The 15,007-nt window shown below is 73.0% G+C and carries 21 protein-coding genes; 17 read left to right on the forward strand and 4 right to left on the reverse strand.

Features of this window, described 5'->3' with window-relative positions; all coding sequences use genetic code 11:
• From ACYVJ0_RS11765 to ACYVJ0_RS11840, 16 genes are all read left to right on the forward strand, one after another.
• A partial coding sequence (locus tag ACYVJ0_RS11765; protein ID WP_460817988.1) for a flagellar hook-length control protein FliK occupies positions 1 to 767 on the forward strand: 767 nt, incomplete at its 5' end.
• A gap of 12 nt (positions 768 to 779) precedes the next feature.
• Complete coding sequence (locus tag ACYVJ0_RS11770) at positions 780 to 1,193, forward strand: flagellar hook assembly protein FlgD (protein WP_460817990.1); 414 nt, start codon at positions 780 to 782, stop codon at positions 1,191 to 1,193.
• A gap of 24 nt (positions 1,194 to 1,217) precedes the next feature.
• Positions 1,218 to 2,378, forward strand: a complete 1,161-nt coding sequence (locus tag ACYVJ0_RS11775) for a flagellar hook protein FlgE (RefSeq protein ID WP_460817992.1) — start codon at positions 1,218 to 1,220, stop codon at positions 2,376 to 2,378.
• A gap of 106 nt (positions 2,379 to 2,484) precedes the next feature.
• Positions 2,485 to 2,715 carry a flagellar FlbD family protein gene (locus tag ACYVJ0_RS11780; RefSeq protein ID WP_449853961.1) on the forward strand — a complete coding sequence of 77 codons (231 nt, stop codon included), beginning with the start codon at positions 2,485 to 2,487 and terminating at the stop codon, positions 2,713 to 2,715.
• On the forward strand, positions 2,715 to 3,524 hold the full coding sequence (locus tag ACYVJ0_RS11785) for a motility protein A (RefSeq protein WP_460817994.1): 810 nt from the start codon (positions 2,715 to 2,717) through the stop codon (positions 3,522 to 3,524). Before ACYVJ0_RS11780 ends, ACYVJ0_RS11785 begins: the two co-directional genes overlap by 1 nt.
• Entirely contained in the window at positions 3,521 to 4,342 is an 822-nt protein-coding gene (locus ACYVJ0_RS11790) for an OmpA/MotB family protein (protein WP_460817996.1), read from the forward strand. Before ACYVJ0_RS11785 ends, ACYVJ0_RS11790 begins: the two co-directional genes overlap by 4 nt.
• Positions 4,343 to 4,465: 123 nt before the next feature.
• Complete coding sequence (locus tag ACYVJ0_RS11795; RefSeq protein ID WP_449853964.1) at positions 4,466 to 5,410, forward strand: flagellar motor switch protein FliM; 945 nt, start codon at positions 4,466 to 4,468, stop codon at positions 5,408 to 5,410.
• A complete protein-coding gene (gene fliN, locus ACYVJ0_RS11800; RefSeq protein ID WP_449853965.1) occupies positions 5,407 to 6,063 on the forward strand; it encodes a flagellar motor switch protein FliN in 657 nt (218 codons plus the stop codon). Before ACYVJ0_RS11795 ends, fliN begins: the two co-directional genes overlap by 4 nt.
• Positions 6,064 to 6,112: 49 nt before the next feature.
• Positions 6,113 to 6,496, forward strand: a complete 384-nt coding sequence (locus ACYVJ0_RS11805) for a FliO/MopB family protein (protein ID WP_460817999.1) — start codon at positions 6,113 to 6,115, stop codon at positions 6,494 to 6,496.
• Positions 6,493 to 7,158 carry a flagellar type III secretion system pore protein FliP gene (gene fliP, locus ACYVJ0_RS11810; RefSeq protein ID WP_449853967.1) on the forward strand — a complete coding sequence of 222 codons (666 nt, stop codon included), beginning with the start codon at positions 6,493 to 6,495 and terminating at the stop codon, positions 7,156 to 7,158. The genes ACYVJ0_RS11805 and fliP overlap by 4 nt, the downstream gene beginning before the upstream one ends.
• A complete protein-coding gene (gene fliQ / locus ACYVJ0_RS11815) occupies positions 7,155 to 7,430 on the forward strand; it encodes a flagellar biosynthesis protein FliQ (RefSeq protein ID WP_449853968.1) in 276 nt (91 codons plus the stop codon). Before fliP ends, fliQ begins: the two co-directional genes overlap by 4 nt.
• A gap of 1 nt (position 7,431) precedes the next feature.
• Positions 7,432 to 8,193, forward strand: a complete 762-nt coding sequence (locus ACYVJ0_RS11820) for a flagellar biosynthetic protein FliR (RefSeq protein WP_449853969.1) — start codon at positions 7,432 to 7,434, stop codon at positions 8,191 to 8,193.
• On the forward strand, positions 8,190 to 9,293 hold the full coding sequence (locus ACYVJ0_RS11825; protein ID WP_460818001.1) for an EscU/YscU/HrcU family type III secretion system export apparatus switch protein: 1,104 nt from the start codon (positions 8,190 to 8,192) through the stop codon (positions 9,291 to 9,293). Before ACYVJ0_RS11820 ends, ACYVJ0_RS11825 begins: the two co-directional genes overlap by 4 nt.
• Complete coding sequence (locus ACYVJ0_RS11830) at positions 9,290 to 11,329, forward strand: flagellar biosynthesis protein FlhA (RefSeq protein WP_460818003.1); 2,040 nt, start codon at positions 9,290 to 9,292, stop codon at positions 11,327 to 11,329. Before ACYVJ0_RS11825 ends, ACYVJ0_RS11830 begins: the two co-directional genes overlap by 4 nt.
• 49 nt (positions 11,330 to 11,378) lie before the next feature.
• Entirely contained in the window at positions 11,379 to 11,612 is a 234-nt protein-coding gene (gene csrA / locus ACYVJ0_RS11835) for a carbon storage regulator CsrA (protein ID WP_449853972.1), read from the forward strand.
• A 112-nt stretch (positions 11,613 to 11,724) separates the two neighbouring features.
• The gene (locus tag ACYVJ0_RS11840; RefSeq protein ID WP_449853973.1) at positions 11,725 to 12,126 is read left to right on the forward strand and encodes a hypothetical protein; all 402 of its coding nucleotides are present in this window, start codon (positions 11,725 to 11,727) and stop codon (positions 12,124 to 12,126) included.
• A 148-nt stretch (positions 12,127 to 12,274) separates the two neighbouring features.
• On the opposite strand, the gene ACYVJ0_RS11845 is transcribed toward ACYVJ0_RS11840, so the two are convergent.
• From ACYVJ0_RS11845 to ACYVJ0_RS11855, 3 genes are all read right to left on the reverse strand, one after another.
• The gene (locus tag ACYVJ0_RS11845) at positions 12,275 to 12,685 is read right to left on the reverse strand and encodes a DUF2809 domain-containing protein (protein WP_460818004.1); all 411 of its coding nucleotides are present in this window, start codon (positions 12,683 to 12,685) and stop codon (positions 12,275 to 12,277) included.
• Complete coding sequence (locus ACYVJ0_RS11850) at positions 12,682 to 13,251, reverse strand: mismatch-specific DNA-glycosylase (RefSeq protein ID WP_460818006.1); 570 nt, start codon at positions 13,249 to 13,251, stop codon at positions 12,682 to 12,684. The genes ACYVJ0_RS11845 and ACYVJ0_RS11850 overlap by 4 nt, the downstream gene beginning before the upstream one ends.
• Positions 13,252 to 13,389: 138 nt before the next feature.
• Positions 13,390 to 13,617 carry a hypothetical protein gene (locus ACYVJ0_RS11855; RefSeq protein WP_460818007.1) on the reverse strand — a complete coding sequence of 76 codons (228 nt, stop codon included), beginning with the start codon at positions 13,615 to 13,617 and terminating at the stop codon, positions 13,390 to 13,392.
• 85 nt (positions 13,618 to 13,702) lie between these two features.
• Between ACYVJ0_RS11855 and ACYVJ0_RS11860 the strand changes: the two genes are divergently transcribed.
• Positions 13,703 to 14,125 carry an organic hydroperoxide resistance protein gene (locus tag ACYVJ0_RS11860; protein ID WP_460818008.1) on the forward strand — a complete coding sequence of 141 codons (423 nt, stop codon included), beginning with the start codon at positions 13,703 to 13,705 and terminating at the stop codon, positions 14,123 to 14,125.
• An 8-nt stretch (positions 14,126 to 14,133) separates the two neighbouring features.
• On the opposite strand, the gene ACYVJ0_RS11865 is transcribed toward ACYVJ0_RS11860, so the two are convergent.
• Positions 14,134 to 14,994: a Rieske 2Fe-2S domain-containing protein gene (locus tag ACYVJ0_RS11865; RefSeq protein ID WP_460818009.1), complete on the reverse strand. Its 861-nt coding sequence runs from the start codon at positions 14,992 to 14,994 to the stop codon at positions 14,134 to 14,136.
• Between the last annotated feature and the right edge of the window lie 13 nt (positions 14,995 to 15,007).

Below are 15,007 nucleotides of genomic sequence, written 5' to 3' on the forward strand. Positions count from 1 at the left end.
GCCCGGCGCCGGCGCCCGCGGCGCCCGCGGCGCCCGTTCCGCCGGCTCCTGCCCTCGCGACGGGTGAGGAGGCAGCGGCCGCGCCGGTTGCGCCCACCGCACCGGCGGCACCGGCGGAGGCCGCGCCCGAGCAGCGCCCCGCCGGCGCGACCGAGGCGCCCGCCGCACCCGCGGCATCCGCCCCGGCCGAGGTGCGCGCGCCCGCAGCGCCGCCCGCCGCGCCCGTCGCCGCGCCCCGCCCCGCGCCGCCCCTCGCTCCCCAGCTCGCCCCGCAGCTGCTCGACCTCGCGCGCGCCGGCGACGGCACGCACGAGGTCACGGTCACGGTCTCGCCCGAGGATCTCGGCCCCGTCACGGTGCGGGCGCGCATCAGCGGCGACGTCCTGCGCATCGAGCTGTTCGCCCCGTCCGATGCGGGTCGTGACGCGATCCGGCACATCCTCACCGACCTGCGCCGCGACCTCGCCATCGCCGCGCCGCACGCCACGCTCGGCCTGGGCGCCGACGATGCGGCGGCGGGCTCGCCGACGGGGCAGGGCGGCCAGGGCGCCGCGCCCCAGTCCGGCGCCGACGGCGGCCCGCTCCGCGACGGCTCACTCCGCGACGGCTCACTCCGCGACGGCTCCGGCCGCGACGGCTCGGCGCGCGACGGCGCGCCCGCCCGCGACGGAGCACCGCGCGAGCACGGGGCCGGCCGGCCGGAGCCCGTGCCGCCCGCACCCTCCCCCTTCTCCCCCACCAACGCGTCGTTCGACGTGCTCGCCTGATCGGAAGGCACCATGCCCCTCGTCGACCCCGTCTCCACCGCGACCGGCCTCTACACCGGTTCGACCACCACGACCGAGCGCAAGCAGACGCTCGATTCCGAGGTGTTCCTGCAGCTGCTCGTCACGCAGCTGCAGAACCAGGACCCCTCCTCCCCCATGGACACGAACGAGATGATCGCGCAGAGCACGCAGCTGGCCATGATGGAGCAGCTCACCGAGCTGTCGACGACGTCGACCGAGACGTTCGCGCTCACCATGCGCCAGGCGGCCACCGAGCTCGTGGGCCGCAAGGCCTCGTACCTCGACGCCGACGGCGCCACCCAGACCGGCGTCGTCACCGCCGTCTCGTTCGCCAAGGGCACCCCCGAGGTCCTCTTCGACGACGTCTCCGTGCCCCTCGACGCCGTCTCCGGCGTCGTCTCCTGATCCCCCACACCGAAGGAAGGCAACATGCTCCGCTCCCTCTACTCCGGCATCTCGGGCATGCGCTCGCACCAGACGATGCTCGATGTCACCGGAAACAACATCGCCAACGTCAACACGACCGCGTTCAAGGCCTCGTCGGTGGAATTCCAGGACACGCTCTCGCAGCTCGTGCAGAACTCGACGCTCCCCCAGGCCGACACCGGCGGCAGCAACCCCGCGCAGGTCGGCCTCGGCGTGCAGGTGGCCGCCATCACGACGAACTTCGCGCAGGGCGCCGCCCAGTCCACGGGCGTTCCGACGCACCTCATGATCGCCGGCGACGGCTTCTTCGTCACGAGCACGGGCGGCGAGACCACCTACACCCGCAACGGCGCCTTCTCGTTCGACGCCCAGGGCCGGCTCGTGAGCTCGGACGGCGCGTTCGTGCAGGGCTGGACCGCCCAGAACGGCGTCATCGTGCCCGGATCCCCGCTGGGGAACATCACGCTGCCCGTCGGCGCCGTGTCGCCCGCCGCCGCCACGACCACGGCCCAGGTCTCCGGCAACCTGCCCTCCGACGCGGACGAGGGCGCGCAGCTCGTCCGCGACGTGACCGTGTACGACGCGCAGGGCGCGGCCGGCACCCTCACCCTCACCTTCACGCGCACCGACACCGGCTGGAGCGTCGCCGCCGAGGGCGGCAACCCCGTCGGCCTCGAGCTCGCGAACGGCGAGCTCACGCCGGAGGGCCCGCTCACGGTCGGCAACATCGAGATCGATCTGTCGAACATCACGGGCTACGCGGAGCTGTCGACGGTCGCGATCTCCGGGCAGAACGGCCGCCCCGCCGGCACGCTGCAGTCGTACGCGCTGTCGGACGACGGCAGCCTGGTCGGCACGTTCGACAACGGCGCCACCGCCGTGCTCGCGCGCGTCGCGCTGGCGAACTTCGTCAACCCCACGGGTCTCGAGAAGGTCGGCAACTCGCAGTACCGGCCCACCGTGAACTCGGGTGAGGCCGTCATCGGCGAGGCCGGCGCCGACGGCATGGGATCGCTCATCAGCGGGGCACTGGAGATGTCGAACGTCGACCTCTCGCAGGAGTTCACGAACCTCATCGTCGCCCAGCGCGGCTTCCAGGCGAACGCCCGCATCATCACCACCAGCGACGAGGTGCTGCAGGAGCTGACCAACCTCAAGCGCTGATCCCGCCTTACCGGGCGGCCCGTCCGGCCGACAGTGATCATCGACGGACCAGGACGGGCCGTCTGGCGACCCAGGAGGGGTCGCTCGCAGTTTCCAGGATGGAGCCATGATCGTCGTCACGCGCCTGAACCGAACCCGGTTCGCCGTGAATCCGGATCTCATCGAGCGGATTCACGAGTCGCCGGACACCACGCTGATCATGGTGGACGGAGCGACCTTCGTCGTCCTGGAGCCGATGTCCGAGGTCATCGAGCGGATCGCCGCCTTCCGCGCCCGCGTGCTCGCCTCGGCGGCCGACGTGCGCCGCTCCGGTGACGTGACCGGAGTGATCAGCTGATGGATCTCGCCTTCCTCATCGGAATCGTCGTCGCGTTCGGCTCGCTGTACGCGATGATCACGCTCGAGCACGCGAGCCTGGCCGCGCTGTTCCTGCCCGCCCCGATGATCCTCGTCTTCGGCGGCACCATCGCGATCGGCATCGCCAGCGGCACCATGCGCGACGCGATCGCCGCGTTCCGGGCGCTGCCCCGCGCGATCCGCGGCGACCGCCGCACGGCGTCCGGCCTGATCGACCAGATCGTCGGCTACGCCGAGAAGGCCCGCGCCGAGGGTCTGCTGTCGCTCGAGCAGCTCGTGCCCGAGACCGACGACGCGTTCATGCGGCAGGCGCTGCAGAGCATCGCCGACGGCACCGACGCCGAGGAGCTGCGCATCGTCTTCGAGGACGAGATCGCCTCCGCCGCGGCGCGCAACCGCACCGCCTCGCGCTTCTTCATGACGCTGGGCGGGTACGCGCCGACCGTCGGCATCATCGGCACGGTCGTCTCGCTCACGCACGTGCTCGAGCAGCTCGACACCCCCGACACGCTCGGTCCCATGATCGCCGCCGCCTTCGTCGCGACCCTGTGGGGCCTGCTGTCGGCCAACTTCATGTGGCTGCCGATCGGCAACCGTCTGCAGCGCCTCGCCGAGCTCGAGATGGAGCGCATGACGCTCGTCATGGAGGGCATGCTCACGGTCCAGGCCGGCAGCCCGCCGCACCACGTCGCCGAGCGGCTGCAGGCCCTCGTGTCGGATCGCAAGGCGCCCGCGCCCGCCAAGGCCGCCGCGAGCGCCGACATGCCGGAGACGATCGAGGCGGCATGAGCGTGCGGCGCGGAGGCCGCCGCCGCGCGGCCGATCACTCCTCCGGGGGCCACGACGGCCCGGACGAGCGCTGGATGGCGTCGTACCTCGACATGATCACGGTGCTCATGTGCCTGTTCATCGTGCTGTACGCCATGTCGAGCGTCGATCAGGAGAAGTTCGACCAGCTGCGCGACTCGCTCGCCACCGGCTTCGGACAGGAGCCGAGCGAGCAGGTCGACCTCAGCACCGGCCTCGTGCTGCCCCCGGAGCTCGAGGCCGAGGACGAGGGCGCGGCCGCCGACCCCACCCTTCTCGCGGCCCAGCAGGAGGTCGAGAACCTGCAGGATCTGCAGCGCCGGATGCAGATCGCGCTGGATGCCCGCGGCCTCGGCGACACCGCCGAGTTCATCATCGACGACCGCGGCCTGACCGTGGGGCTCATCGGCGCCGAGACGTTCTTCGAGACGAACAGCGTCGACCTGAGCGCCAAGGCCGTCGCGGTGCTCGACGCGCTGGGCACGGTGCTCGTCGAGGTGCCGAACCAGATCTCCGTCGAGGGCCACGCCGACCGCCGTCCCACCACCGCGGTGTACGAGACGAACTGGGAGCTCTCCTCGGGGCGCGCCACGCAGGTGCTGCGCCACCTCGTCGAGGTGGGGCGCGTGCGCGGCGACCACGTGCAGGCCGTGGGGTACGGCGACGCCCGCCCCGTGGCCGAGGGGGACTCGGCCGCGGATCTCGCCCGCAACCGCCGCGTCGACATCGTCGTGCTCTCCGATGCCGAGGAGGAGGTGCGCGCGCTCATCCCCGACATCGTCGCCGGCCAGTCGAGCTGAGCCGCCGCGGGCCGTCCGGCAGGCCGATCCGCGAGCCGATCGCCTGACCGATCCGATCCCGTCGCCGGAACCCGAAGCCGGCGGCGCCTAACGCACGTCCGCACACGCCCGATAGTCCGGGTCGTGGTGATCGACGTGCGCGCGAACGCGCCCGCCCAGGGCGAGACGGACCAGACGGTCGAGGTGTACGACTTCGGCCGCCCGGCCACGCTCGCGCGCGAGCACGCCCGCGCGCTCGAGCTGTCGTTCGAGACCTTCGCGCGCCTGTGGGCCACGCAGCTCACCGACAAGATCCGCGCCCGCTCGCACGTGGCGGTGGAGCAGGTCGAGCTGCAGACCTACGCGGAGTACGCCGACGGGCTGCCGTCGACGACGACCGTCGTCGTGTGCGCCGTGCCCGAGAGCGAGGCCAGCGGCATCGTGCAGTTCCCGCTGTCGGCGGCGCTGTCGTGGATCGTGCAGATGGTCGGCGGCCGCCCCGTCGAGGTGACGGACGAGCGGCCGCTGACGACCATCGAGCAGGCGCTCATCCGGTACCTCATGGCGGACGGCCTCGAGACGCTCTCGCACGCGCTCGGTGCCCTGCTGCCCGGCCGGCTCGCCGTGAGCGGGATCCAGTACAACCCGCAGTTCGCCCAGCTCGCGTCGGCCGGAGACCTCGTCATCGTGGCCCGGCTGTCGCTGAGCACCGGCGACCGCACCGTGCCGGCGAGCGTCATGCTCCCCGCGGCGCTCGTGCTCGAGCGGCTGAGCAGCGCGGCCCCCGTCATGCCGTCCGACCGGGCGTCCGAGCTCGTGCACGAGCAGGTGGAGCACACCCCGCTCGAGCTCGCCCTGCGGCTGACGCCGCTCACCGTGCACCCGACGGACGTCCTCGACCTGTCGGTGGGCGACCTCATCCGCATCCCGCATGCCGACGACCGCCCGCTCGATCTCGTCGCGGCAGGCGTGCCCGTCGCGTCCGCCGCCGTCGGCGCGAGCGGCGCGCGTCTCGCGTGCGTCATCACGTCGGTGCCGTCCGATCCCGCGGCGCCGTCCGATCCCGTCCCCGCAGAGGAGCCCAGGTGACCCCCACCGCCCACGAGTCCGCCGTCGCCGCCGCGTTCGCGTCGCGGCTGCCGACGACCAGCGAGATCAGCGCCCATGCGTCGCACGCCTCGGGTGACACCGGCGACGCGGTCATCGTGTCGTACGTCGGCGAGTCGAGCGCCGAGCTGGCCGTGCTCATCCTCGACCCCGCCGCCCTCGTCGACGGCGTGCCCGACGCCCCGCTGCCCGACCGGCTGCACGAGTCGCTCGACGCCGCCTCGGCCGCCCTCGGCCCCGGCGTCATGCGCGAGGCGCGCGTCGGCGACGCCTCGTCGCTCTTCTCGCACCCGCAGGCGCGGATCTTCGACCTGCAGGACGAGTCGGGCCGCACGATCGGCCGCCTCGCCGTGCGCGTGACGCACGCCGCCACGGCGACCGGCGTGCCCTCGCGCCGGCTGCAGCGCATCGCGGGCGTCGAGATGGAGCTGACCGTCGAGATCGGCCGCACCCGCATGGCCGTGCGCGACGTGCTCGACCTCTCCCCCGGCCGCGTCGTGGAGCTCGACCGCTCCGCCGGCGCGCCCGCCGATGTGAAGCTGAACGGGCGCCTCATCGCGCACGGCGAGATCGTGGTCGTCGACCAGGACTACGCCGTGCGGATCACGCGCATTCTCGAGAACGCCGAGGTCTGAGCTGGACGATCTGCTGCTCGCGCTGCGCGTCGCGGTCTCGCTCGCGGCGGTGCTCGGCGCGCTCTGGTACCTGCAGCGCCGCTTCACCCGCGGCGCGAAGGTGCCGCGCGACATCGCGGTGGTGTCGCGGCAGTCCCTGGGCGGCAAGGCACAGCTCGTGGTGGTCGACGTCGAGGGCACGCGCTACGTGCTGGGCGTCACCGAGCAGGGCGTGAACGTGGTCGACCGCATCCGCTCGCCCCATCAGATCACCGCGCCCGCGGACCCCGAGCCCGGGTCCGATGCGGATGCGGTGGAGCCGGCCGCCGCGCTGCCGGACGACGTGCCGCTGCGGCGCGACCGCTCCCGCCGCCGGCCCGATCCGCTGAGCGGATCGATCCTCTCCCCCGCGACCTGGAGGCAGACCGCCGAGGCGCTGCGCCGCACGCGATGAACATCGACATCTACGGCGTCAACGGCGAGCCGTCGTCGTCGATCCTGACGCTGCTCGGCATCACGCTGCTGTCGGTGGCGCCGGCGCTGCTGCTGATGATGACGTCGTTCACGAAGATCTTCGTCGTCCTCGCCCTCGCGCGGAACGCGCTGTCGCTGCCGTCGATCCCGCCGAACCAGGTGCTCGCCGGGCTGTCGCTGTTCCTGTCGATCTTCATCATGTGGCCGGTGCTCACCGACATCAACGAGATCGCCGTGCAGCCCTTCGTCGACGGCGCGATGACGTTCCAGCAGGCCTTCGACGTCGGCCAGGGCCCGCTGCGCGACTGGATGCTCGCGTACACGCGCGAGGAGGACCTCGCGCTCATGACCCGCGCCGCGGATCAGCCCAATCCGGACGATCCGGGCAGCGTGCCGCTGTACACGCTCATCCCGGCGTTCATGATCTCCGAGCTGCGGGCGGCGTTCATCATCGGCTTCGTCATCTTCGTGCCGTTCCTCATCATCGACCTCGTCGTCGCGTCGGCGCTCATGGCGATGGGCATGATGATGCTCCCGCCGGTCATGATCTCGCTGCCGTTCAAGATCCTGCTGTTCATCCTCGTCGACGGCTGGGGTCTCATCATCCGGTCGCTGCTCGACTCGTACGGGGGCGTGGGATGACCCCGGAGGCGGTGCTCGACATCGGGATGCAGGGCCTGATCCTCGCGACCAAGCTGGCCGCGCCCCTGCTCGTCACGGCGCTCGTGGTGGGCTTCGCGATCTCGCTGCTGCAGTCGATCACGCAGGTGCAGGAGGTGACGCTGTCGTTCGTGCCGAAGGCCGTCGCCGTCGCGATCGCGCTGCTCGTGTGCGGCAACTGGATGATCGCCGAGGCCATCGCCTTCACGAACGAGATGTTCGGGCGCCTCCCCTCTCTCCTCTCGGGCGGCTGACGTGAACATCCCGGTGGACTTCGTGTGGCTGGAGGCGACGATGATGGCCGCCGTGCGCATCACGGCGTTCCTGTTCATCGCCCCGCCGTTCTCGCACGGCGCGATCCCCGCCCGCATCAAGGCGATGCTGGGGATCGGGCTGTCGCTGGCCGTCGGCGCCACGGTCGCGCCGGGCTACGAGAGCCTCGCCACGGCGCCGTTCCTCGGGGCCCTCGTGCTGCAGCTGCTCACCGGGGCGCTGCTCGGCTTCCTCGTGCTGGCCGTCTTCTCGGCGGTGCAGGCGGCGGGAAGCCTCATCGACGTGTTCGGCGGCTTCCAGCTCGCCCAGGCGTTCGACCCGCAGTCGATGGTCAACGGTGCGCAGTTCACGCGCCTGTTCCAGATGACCGCGATCGTGCTGCTGTTCGCCTCGGACGGCTACCAGCTCATCATCGCCGGGCTCGCGCGCAGCTTCGACGCCGTGCCCGTCGACGGCGTCTTCGACATCTCGGGCCCCGCCGAGCTGCTCACCGGGGTCGTCGGGCAGCTCATGCTCGCCTCGGTCCAGATCGCCGGCCCGCTCGTGCTCGTGCTGTTCCTGGCCGACGTGGGCCTGGGCCTCATCACGCGCGTCGCCCCGGCGCTCAACGCGTTCGCGCTCGGCTTCCCGCTCAAGATCATGCTGACGCTCGTACTCGCCGGCATCGTCGTGCTGACGCTGCCCGGCATCGTCGACGCGCTGGCCCGCCAGGCCCTGGGACTGATGCGGGGGGTGACCCCGTGAGCCAGTCCGACAGCGGCGAGCGCACCGAGAAGGCCACCGAGCGGCGGCTGCGCGAGGCGCGGCGCAAGGGCCGCATCTCGCGCAGCCAGGACCTCACCGCCTGGGTGGGGATCGCCGCGGCCGGCGCGCTCATGTCCACCGCCGTCGCCGACGGCGCGCAGGCCGGCACCGCCCAGTTCCTCGCCGTCGGGTCGATCACGCGCGACCCGGATCCGCAGCGGGCGGTGGCCATCCTCGGCGACGCGCTGGGCTCGATGGGCGCCACACTCGGACCGTTCCTGGCCGCCGTGATGATCGCGACGGTGATCGCCGCCGCGGCGCAGGGCGGCGTCCACCTGCGGGGCGTGCCGATGCGCGTCGAGCAGTTCAACATCGTCACGGGCCTGCGCCGCGTCTTCGGCATGCAGGCGCTGTGGGAGGGCGCCAAGGCGCTGCTCAAGACGGCCGCGATCGGCGGGGCGCTGTGGCTCGTCATCGCGAGCCTCGTGCCCATGCTCGCCGCCAGCGGCGGCAGCTCGGTGAGCCGCCTCATCTCCGAGGCCGCCGGGGCCGCCGCCGCGGTGCTCTGGGTCGCCGTCGCCGTGGGCGTGGCGCTCGCGATCGTCGACGTCATGGTCGTGATGCGCCGCAACACCAAGCACACGCGCATGACCAAGCGCGAGGCGCGCGACGAGAACAAGAACTCCGAGGGCGACCCCCTCATCCGCCAGCAGCGCCGCTCGCGCCAGCTGGCGATGAGCCGCAACCGCATGATCGCCGCGGTCGGCGGCAGCGACGTCGTGCTCGTCAACCCGACCCACGTCGCCGTCGCCCTCTCGTACGAGCCGGGCCGCTCGGCCCCGCGCGTCGTCGCGAAGGGGGCCGGCACGATCGCCGAGCGCATCCGCGAGCGCGCGGCCGAGGCCGGGGTGCCGATGGTCCGCGACATCCCGCTCGCCCGCGCCATCCACGCCGCCTGCGAGCTGGGCCAGGAGATCCCGGCCGAGCTCTACACCGCCGTCGCCCGCGTGCTCGTCTTCGTCGCCGCGCTCAAGCGCCGCGGCTCGGCGCGCGGCGTGCACACCATGCCCGATCCATCCACCGCAGGGAGACCCGCATGAGAACCGTCCTGAAGAGCCTGGCCGTGCCGATCGGCGTGGTCGGGATCATCATGCTGCTCGTGGTGCCGGTGCCGCCGCCGCTGCTGGACCTGCTGATCATCCTGAACATCATGTTCGCGCTCGTCATCCTGCTCACGACGATGTTCGCCAAGAAGCCGCTCGACTTCTCGGTGTTCCCCTCGCTGCTGCTCGTCGCCACGCTGTTCCGGCTCGGGCTCAACGTCGCCTCGACGCGCCTCGTGCTCGGCGAGGCGTACGCCGGCGAGGTGATCCACGCCTTCGGAGACATCGCGGTGGGCGGATCGCTCATCATCGGCGCCGTCGTGTTCCTCATCCTCGTCGTGATCCAGTTCGTCGTGGTGACGAAGGGCGCCGAGCGCGTGGCCGAGGTCGGCGCCCGCTTCACCCTCGACGCCATGCCGGGCAAGCAGATGGCGATCGACGCCGACCTCAACGCGGGTCTCATCACCGACACCGAGGCGAGGGCACGGCGCGCGGAGGTGGCGGCGGAGGCCGACTTCTACGGCGCGATGGACGGCGCGTCGAAGTTCGTCAAGGGCGACGCGATCGCGGGCCTCGTCATCATCATCATCAACTTCGTCGGCGGGCTCGCGATCGGCATGGTCCAGCACGGCATGGCGATCGACGAGGCGCTGGGCACCTACAGCCTGCTCACGATCGGCGACGGCCTCGTGACGCAGATCCCCGCCCTGCTCATGGCCGTCTCGACGGGCATGATCGTCACGCGCGCCAACACCGAGCACGAGATGGGCCAGGCCGCGTCGGCCCAGCTCATGCAGTCGCGCATCGCGCTGAGCATCGCGGGCGCGGCGGCCATCGTCATGGCGCTCATCCCCGGCATGCCGATGCTGCCGTTCATCGCGATCGGTGCAGCGCTGCTGCTGGCGGCCCAGCGGATCAAGGCGGCCGAGGCGCGCCGCGAGGCGCAGGAGACCGAGGTCGCGCCGAGCAAGCCGTCCGACCGCCCGGAGGACCTCATGGAGCGCATGCGGGTGCACGCGCTCGAGATCCTGCTCGCGCCCAACCTCGTCGACCTCGTCACGGGCGGGCCGGACGACCTGCTGGCGCGCGTGAAGGCGCTGCGCCAGCGCATCGCGCTGGAGCTGGGCTTCCTCGTGCCGCCCGTGCGCACGCGCGACAGCATCGACCTGCCGTCGTCGACGTACGTCATCCGGATCGCCGGGGTCGAGGCCGGCCGCGGCGTCGCGCCGCCGGCGTCGGTGCTGGCGCTCGGCGGGGCGCTCGAGACGCTGCCCGGCGCGACGACGCTCGACCCGGTCTTCGGGCTGGAGGGCAAGTGGATCCCGCTCGAGATGCGCCACAGCGCCGAGCTGGCGGGGGCGACGGTGATCGACCGGGCGAGCGTGATCGTCACGCACCTGTCCGACATCGTGCAGGCGGGCGCGGCGCGCCTGCTCAGCCGCGAGGACGTGCGCCAGCTCACCGACGGCCTGCGCCAGGTGAGCCCGGCGGCCGTCGAGGAGCTCACGCCGTCGCTGCTGTCGCTCGCCGAGATCCAGCGCGTGCTCACGGGGCTGCTCGCCGAGCGCGTGCCGATCAACGACCTCGCGCGGATCTACGAGGCCCTCGCGCTGCGGGCCAAGGTGTCGACCGATCCCGAGGGCCTCATCGAGGCCGCCCGCGCCGCGCTCGGCCCGGCGATCGCCGCGCGCTTCGCGCAGGACGGCCGGCTGCGGGTGATCATGATCGCGCCGCTGCTGGAGCAGGCGATGCTCGAGGGCATGCGCTCGGGAGAGGACGGCACGCACATCGTGCTCGACCCGGCCCGGATCGAGCAGATCGTGCAATCCGTCAAGGACGCCACGGCCGGCATCGACCCGTCGCTCGGCGAGCCCGTGCTCGTGTGCGCGCCGACCCTGCGGCCCGCCGTGCGCCGCCTCGTGTCGGCGCAGGCCGACGGCATCCCCGTGCTGTCGTACAACGAGGCGACCGCGGGCGGCATGACGATCGAGACGGTCGGCGTCGTGCGCGACGCGCAGTCGCTGGCCGCGTGATCCCGCCGCCCCTGACCGATCGGCCCCTCCCGGCCGATAGTCTGGGGCGATGCTGGTGTTGACGAGGCGGATCGGCGAGAGCCTGCTGATCGGCGACGACGTCGAGGTCACGGTGCTCGACGTCAAGGGCGACAGCATCCGCATCGGCATCCGCGCCCCGCGCTCCACCCGCATCCAGCGCTCCGAGATCGTCGACGCCGTGCGCGCCGAGAACGCCGAGGCCGCCCACGCGGGGGACGACGCCGAGAAGGCCCTGCGCGACGCCCTCTCCGGCCACCCCTGACCCGCTCTTCTTCCGCGAGACAGCAACTGTGCGCCGAGACAGCGGCGTCTGCACGCTGTCTCGGCGCGGGGTTGCTGTCTCACTGGGCGTGAGGGCCGGTACGCTCGGCAGGATGAGTGTCGTGCCCGCGTCCTGGATCCCGCACCGCCGCGCGAGCGACCGCGAGCTGCTCGGGTGGATCCGGCCGGAGGGCGAGGGGTTCGTCGCGGTGTCGCTCTTCGGCGCCGACGTGTCGGGGCCGCTCGACTGGGTCGCGGCAGAGGAGGAGCTGGAGGCCGTCGGGCTCTCGTGGCTGGCCGACGTGTGGGAGCTCGAGCTCGACGGCCGCGCCGTCCGGGTGCGGATCGTCGAGGTCTCGCCCGGCGAGAGCGCCGCGCGGCCCGGCCGCGTGCTCGTCAAGACCGACGACTTCGGCGCGATCGACGTGCCCTACGAGCTGCACGAGCTGCCGTGGCCGCCCCCGCCCGCGCTGCGCCCGGCCCGCCCGGGCACGACAACCTCCCCCTGGGGCTGACGCTGTCCCCGTTCGTCGACCGAGCGAAGCGAGCGGAGACGAGGTCGGTGCCTGATGGGTGTCGAACGGATCGGTTGCTGAACGGAGCGGCCGGAGGCCGCGGAGATGAAGCGACCACCGCAACCCGCCGTCAGCCGGCCGCCCGCCGTCAGCCGTCCGCCCGCCTTCGCGCCGCCGTGAGCCCCGCATCCCCCGCCAGCAGCGCCGCGACGGCCGCGACGTACACGACGAGGTCACGCGGATCGAACGCCGTGCCCAGCAGCAGAACGGCCGGGCGGAAGGCGGAGACCACGGCGCCCGGCAGGGCGGTGAGCTGCAGCAGCTCCACCGCCACGCACCAGGCCGCGGCGAGCGCGCCCACCGCGAGCGGCGACAGGCGCGGCGCGAGCAGCACGACGCCGAGGTACGCCGCCGCGGCGTAGAGCGCGTCGCCGACGATGTCGGTCGCGGCCGTGTCGGGCAGCGCGCCGTGCACGAGCAGTCCGCACGTGATGACGACGGCGAGGCCGACGCCCGCGGCGATGCGACGGGCTCCGCGCCGCGGGGCCGCCGCGCTCACGCGATCACCCCGGCGGCCCGCGCCGGCTCCGCGTACGCCGCCGCGAGCGTGGCGACGGTGTCGTGCGCGTTCAGGCCGCTGGGGTTCGGCACGACCCACAGCTCCGAGGGGCCGAGCCGCTCGGGCTGGCGCCCGGCCGCCGCGCGCGGGCGGCCGAAGCCCTGCCGGTACGCCGTGAGCCCGACGACCGCGATCACCGGTGCGCCCCACCGCCGCGCGTCATCCTCGAGCCGCGCCGCCCCGGTCACGAGCTCCTCGCGCGTCAGCTCGTCGGCGCGGGCGGTGGCGCGATGCACGAGGTTCGAGACGCCGATCCCCGCGTCCAGGATCATCCGGCGATCCGCGACCGCGAACCCCTCCGGCGTGATCTCGGGCACCCTCGGCAGGATGCCCGCGGCGGCGAGCGCCGGGTAGAACCGGTTGCCGGGGTGCGCGAAGTGCGCGCCGGTCGCGGCGGTCCACAGCCCCGGGTTGATGCCGACGAACACGAGGCGCGGCCGCTCGGGCATCAGGTCGGGAACGGGGCGGTCGCGAGCGGCCTCGAGCTGGGCGCGGCTGAATCCCATGCCGACAGTCTGCGGGACGCGGGATCGGCGGATCCTGCGACCGCGCCGAACGTGCACGGCCGACCGGTGCGGCCGCACCGCACGCCGCGACCCCGTGAGCGCGGCCGACCACCGCCGGCCGCGCTCAGGAGGTGCGCGTCACTGCGCCTCGGCCAGCCGGCGCGCCAGCATCTGCTTGCCCTGCTCGCCGGCCTTGCGGTTCTCGTGCTGGATCTTGCGGAACCAGGTGGCGAGCTGCTCGTCGCCCTCGCGCTCCGCGTCCTCGATGTACGTCTCGAGCTTCCACACGTTGTGCAGCGACGCCTCGAGCGCCCAGATCAGGTTGTAGTTCTTGTCGCGGACGGGGCTCTGCGGCTCGTCGGCCATGATGACCCGCGGGCCGCTTCGCGCATACTGGCGCCCTTTCCACCGATCCGGCGCCACGTCCCCGCCGCCCGCCTAGGGTCGACGCATGGATGCTCTCTACACGACCGAAGCACTCTCGACCGGCGCGGGCCGCGACGGGCACGTCGCCGTCGCCGGGTCCGACCTCGCGTTCGACCTCGCCGTCCCCAAGGAGATGGGCGGATCGGGCGCCGGCGCCAACCCCGAGCAGCTGTTCGCCGCGGGGTACGCGGCGTGCTTCCACTCGGCGCTGCAGGCCGTGGCGCGCGGCCGGAAGATCGCCATCGACGGATCGTCGGTCGGCTCGCGCGTGTCGATCGGCTCGAACGGCGAGGGCGGGTTCCAGCTCGCCGTGCAGCTGGAGGTGGTCATCCCCGAGCTCGACCACGCCACGGCGCAGGAACTCGCGGACGCGGCGCACGAGGTCTGCCCCTACTCGAACGCGACGCGCGGCAACATCGAGGTCACCGTCACCGTCTCGGACGACTGATCGCCGCGTCAGGCAGAGCGCAGCAGCACGCGCCCACCCTCGACGCGCGCCTCCCACCGCGGCTGCGGCACGCTCGCCGGACCGCGCTCGACGCCGCCGTCGGCCAGGCGGAAGCGGCTGCCGTGCCACGGACACGTGACGCAGCCCTCCTCGTCCACGCGTCCCTCGTCGAGCGGGCCGCCGGCGTGCGTGCACACCGCCGAGAGGGCCCGCAGCGAGCCGCGGCGCCTGGTCAGCAGCACCGGGACGTCGTCCACGAGCACGCGCCGCAGCTCACCCTCGGCGATCTCGGCCTCGGCGGCGACGTCGGTCCACTCGCCCACGCGCGACTGGAACGCCGTGCGGTTCACGCCGATGCCCCGCACGAAGGAGAGGTGGCCGCCCAGGTAGGCCGAGACCCCGGCCACGCCCACGGCGACGAGGCTCAGCCCCACGCCCACGCCGCGATGCCCGCGCCGCCGCGCGATCCACGAACCGGCCTGCAGCACCGACACGACGGCGTTCATGAGGCCGTGGACGAGGCCCACCCGCCGATCCCTGCCCGAGGTCTCCGCCCAGTCCGAGGCGCCGGCCAGCGCGGTCGGACCCGAGGCGACGAGCCCCATGCCTACGAGGCGGCGCGCCGCCGCGGCCCCCTCCTCGCCGGCCGTGAGGTCGAGCGCCGTCGCCGCTCCCCATGCGCCGAGGGGCAGGTCGGTGAGGATCGGGTGGAGCTGGTGACCCAGCCACGATCCGGACAGGGCGTTCTTGACGGGCGCCGGGCGCGTGGCGGCCGAGACGGACCCGCTCGCCTGCTCGGCGATCCGGTCGAGGCCCCGCGCGCGCTGGATCCGGCGCACGAGACGCTGCATGACGGTGGCGATCGACATGTCGTTCCTTCCT

The organism is Microbacterium petrolearium, from assembly GCF_054782875.1.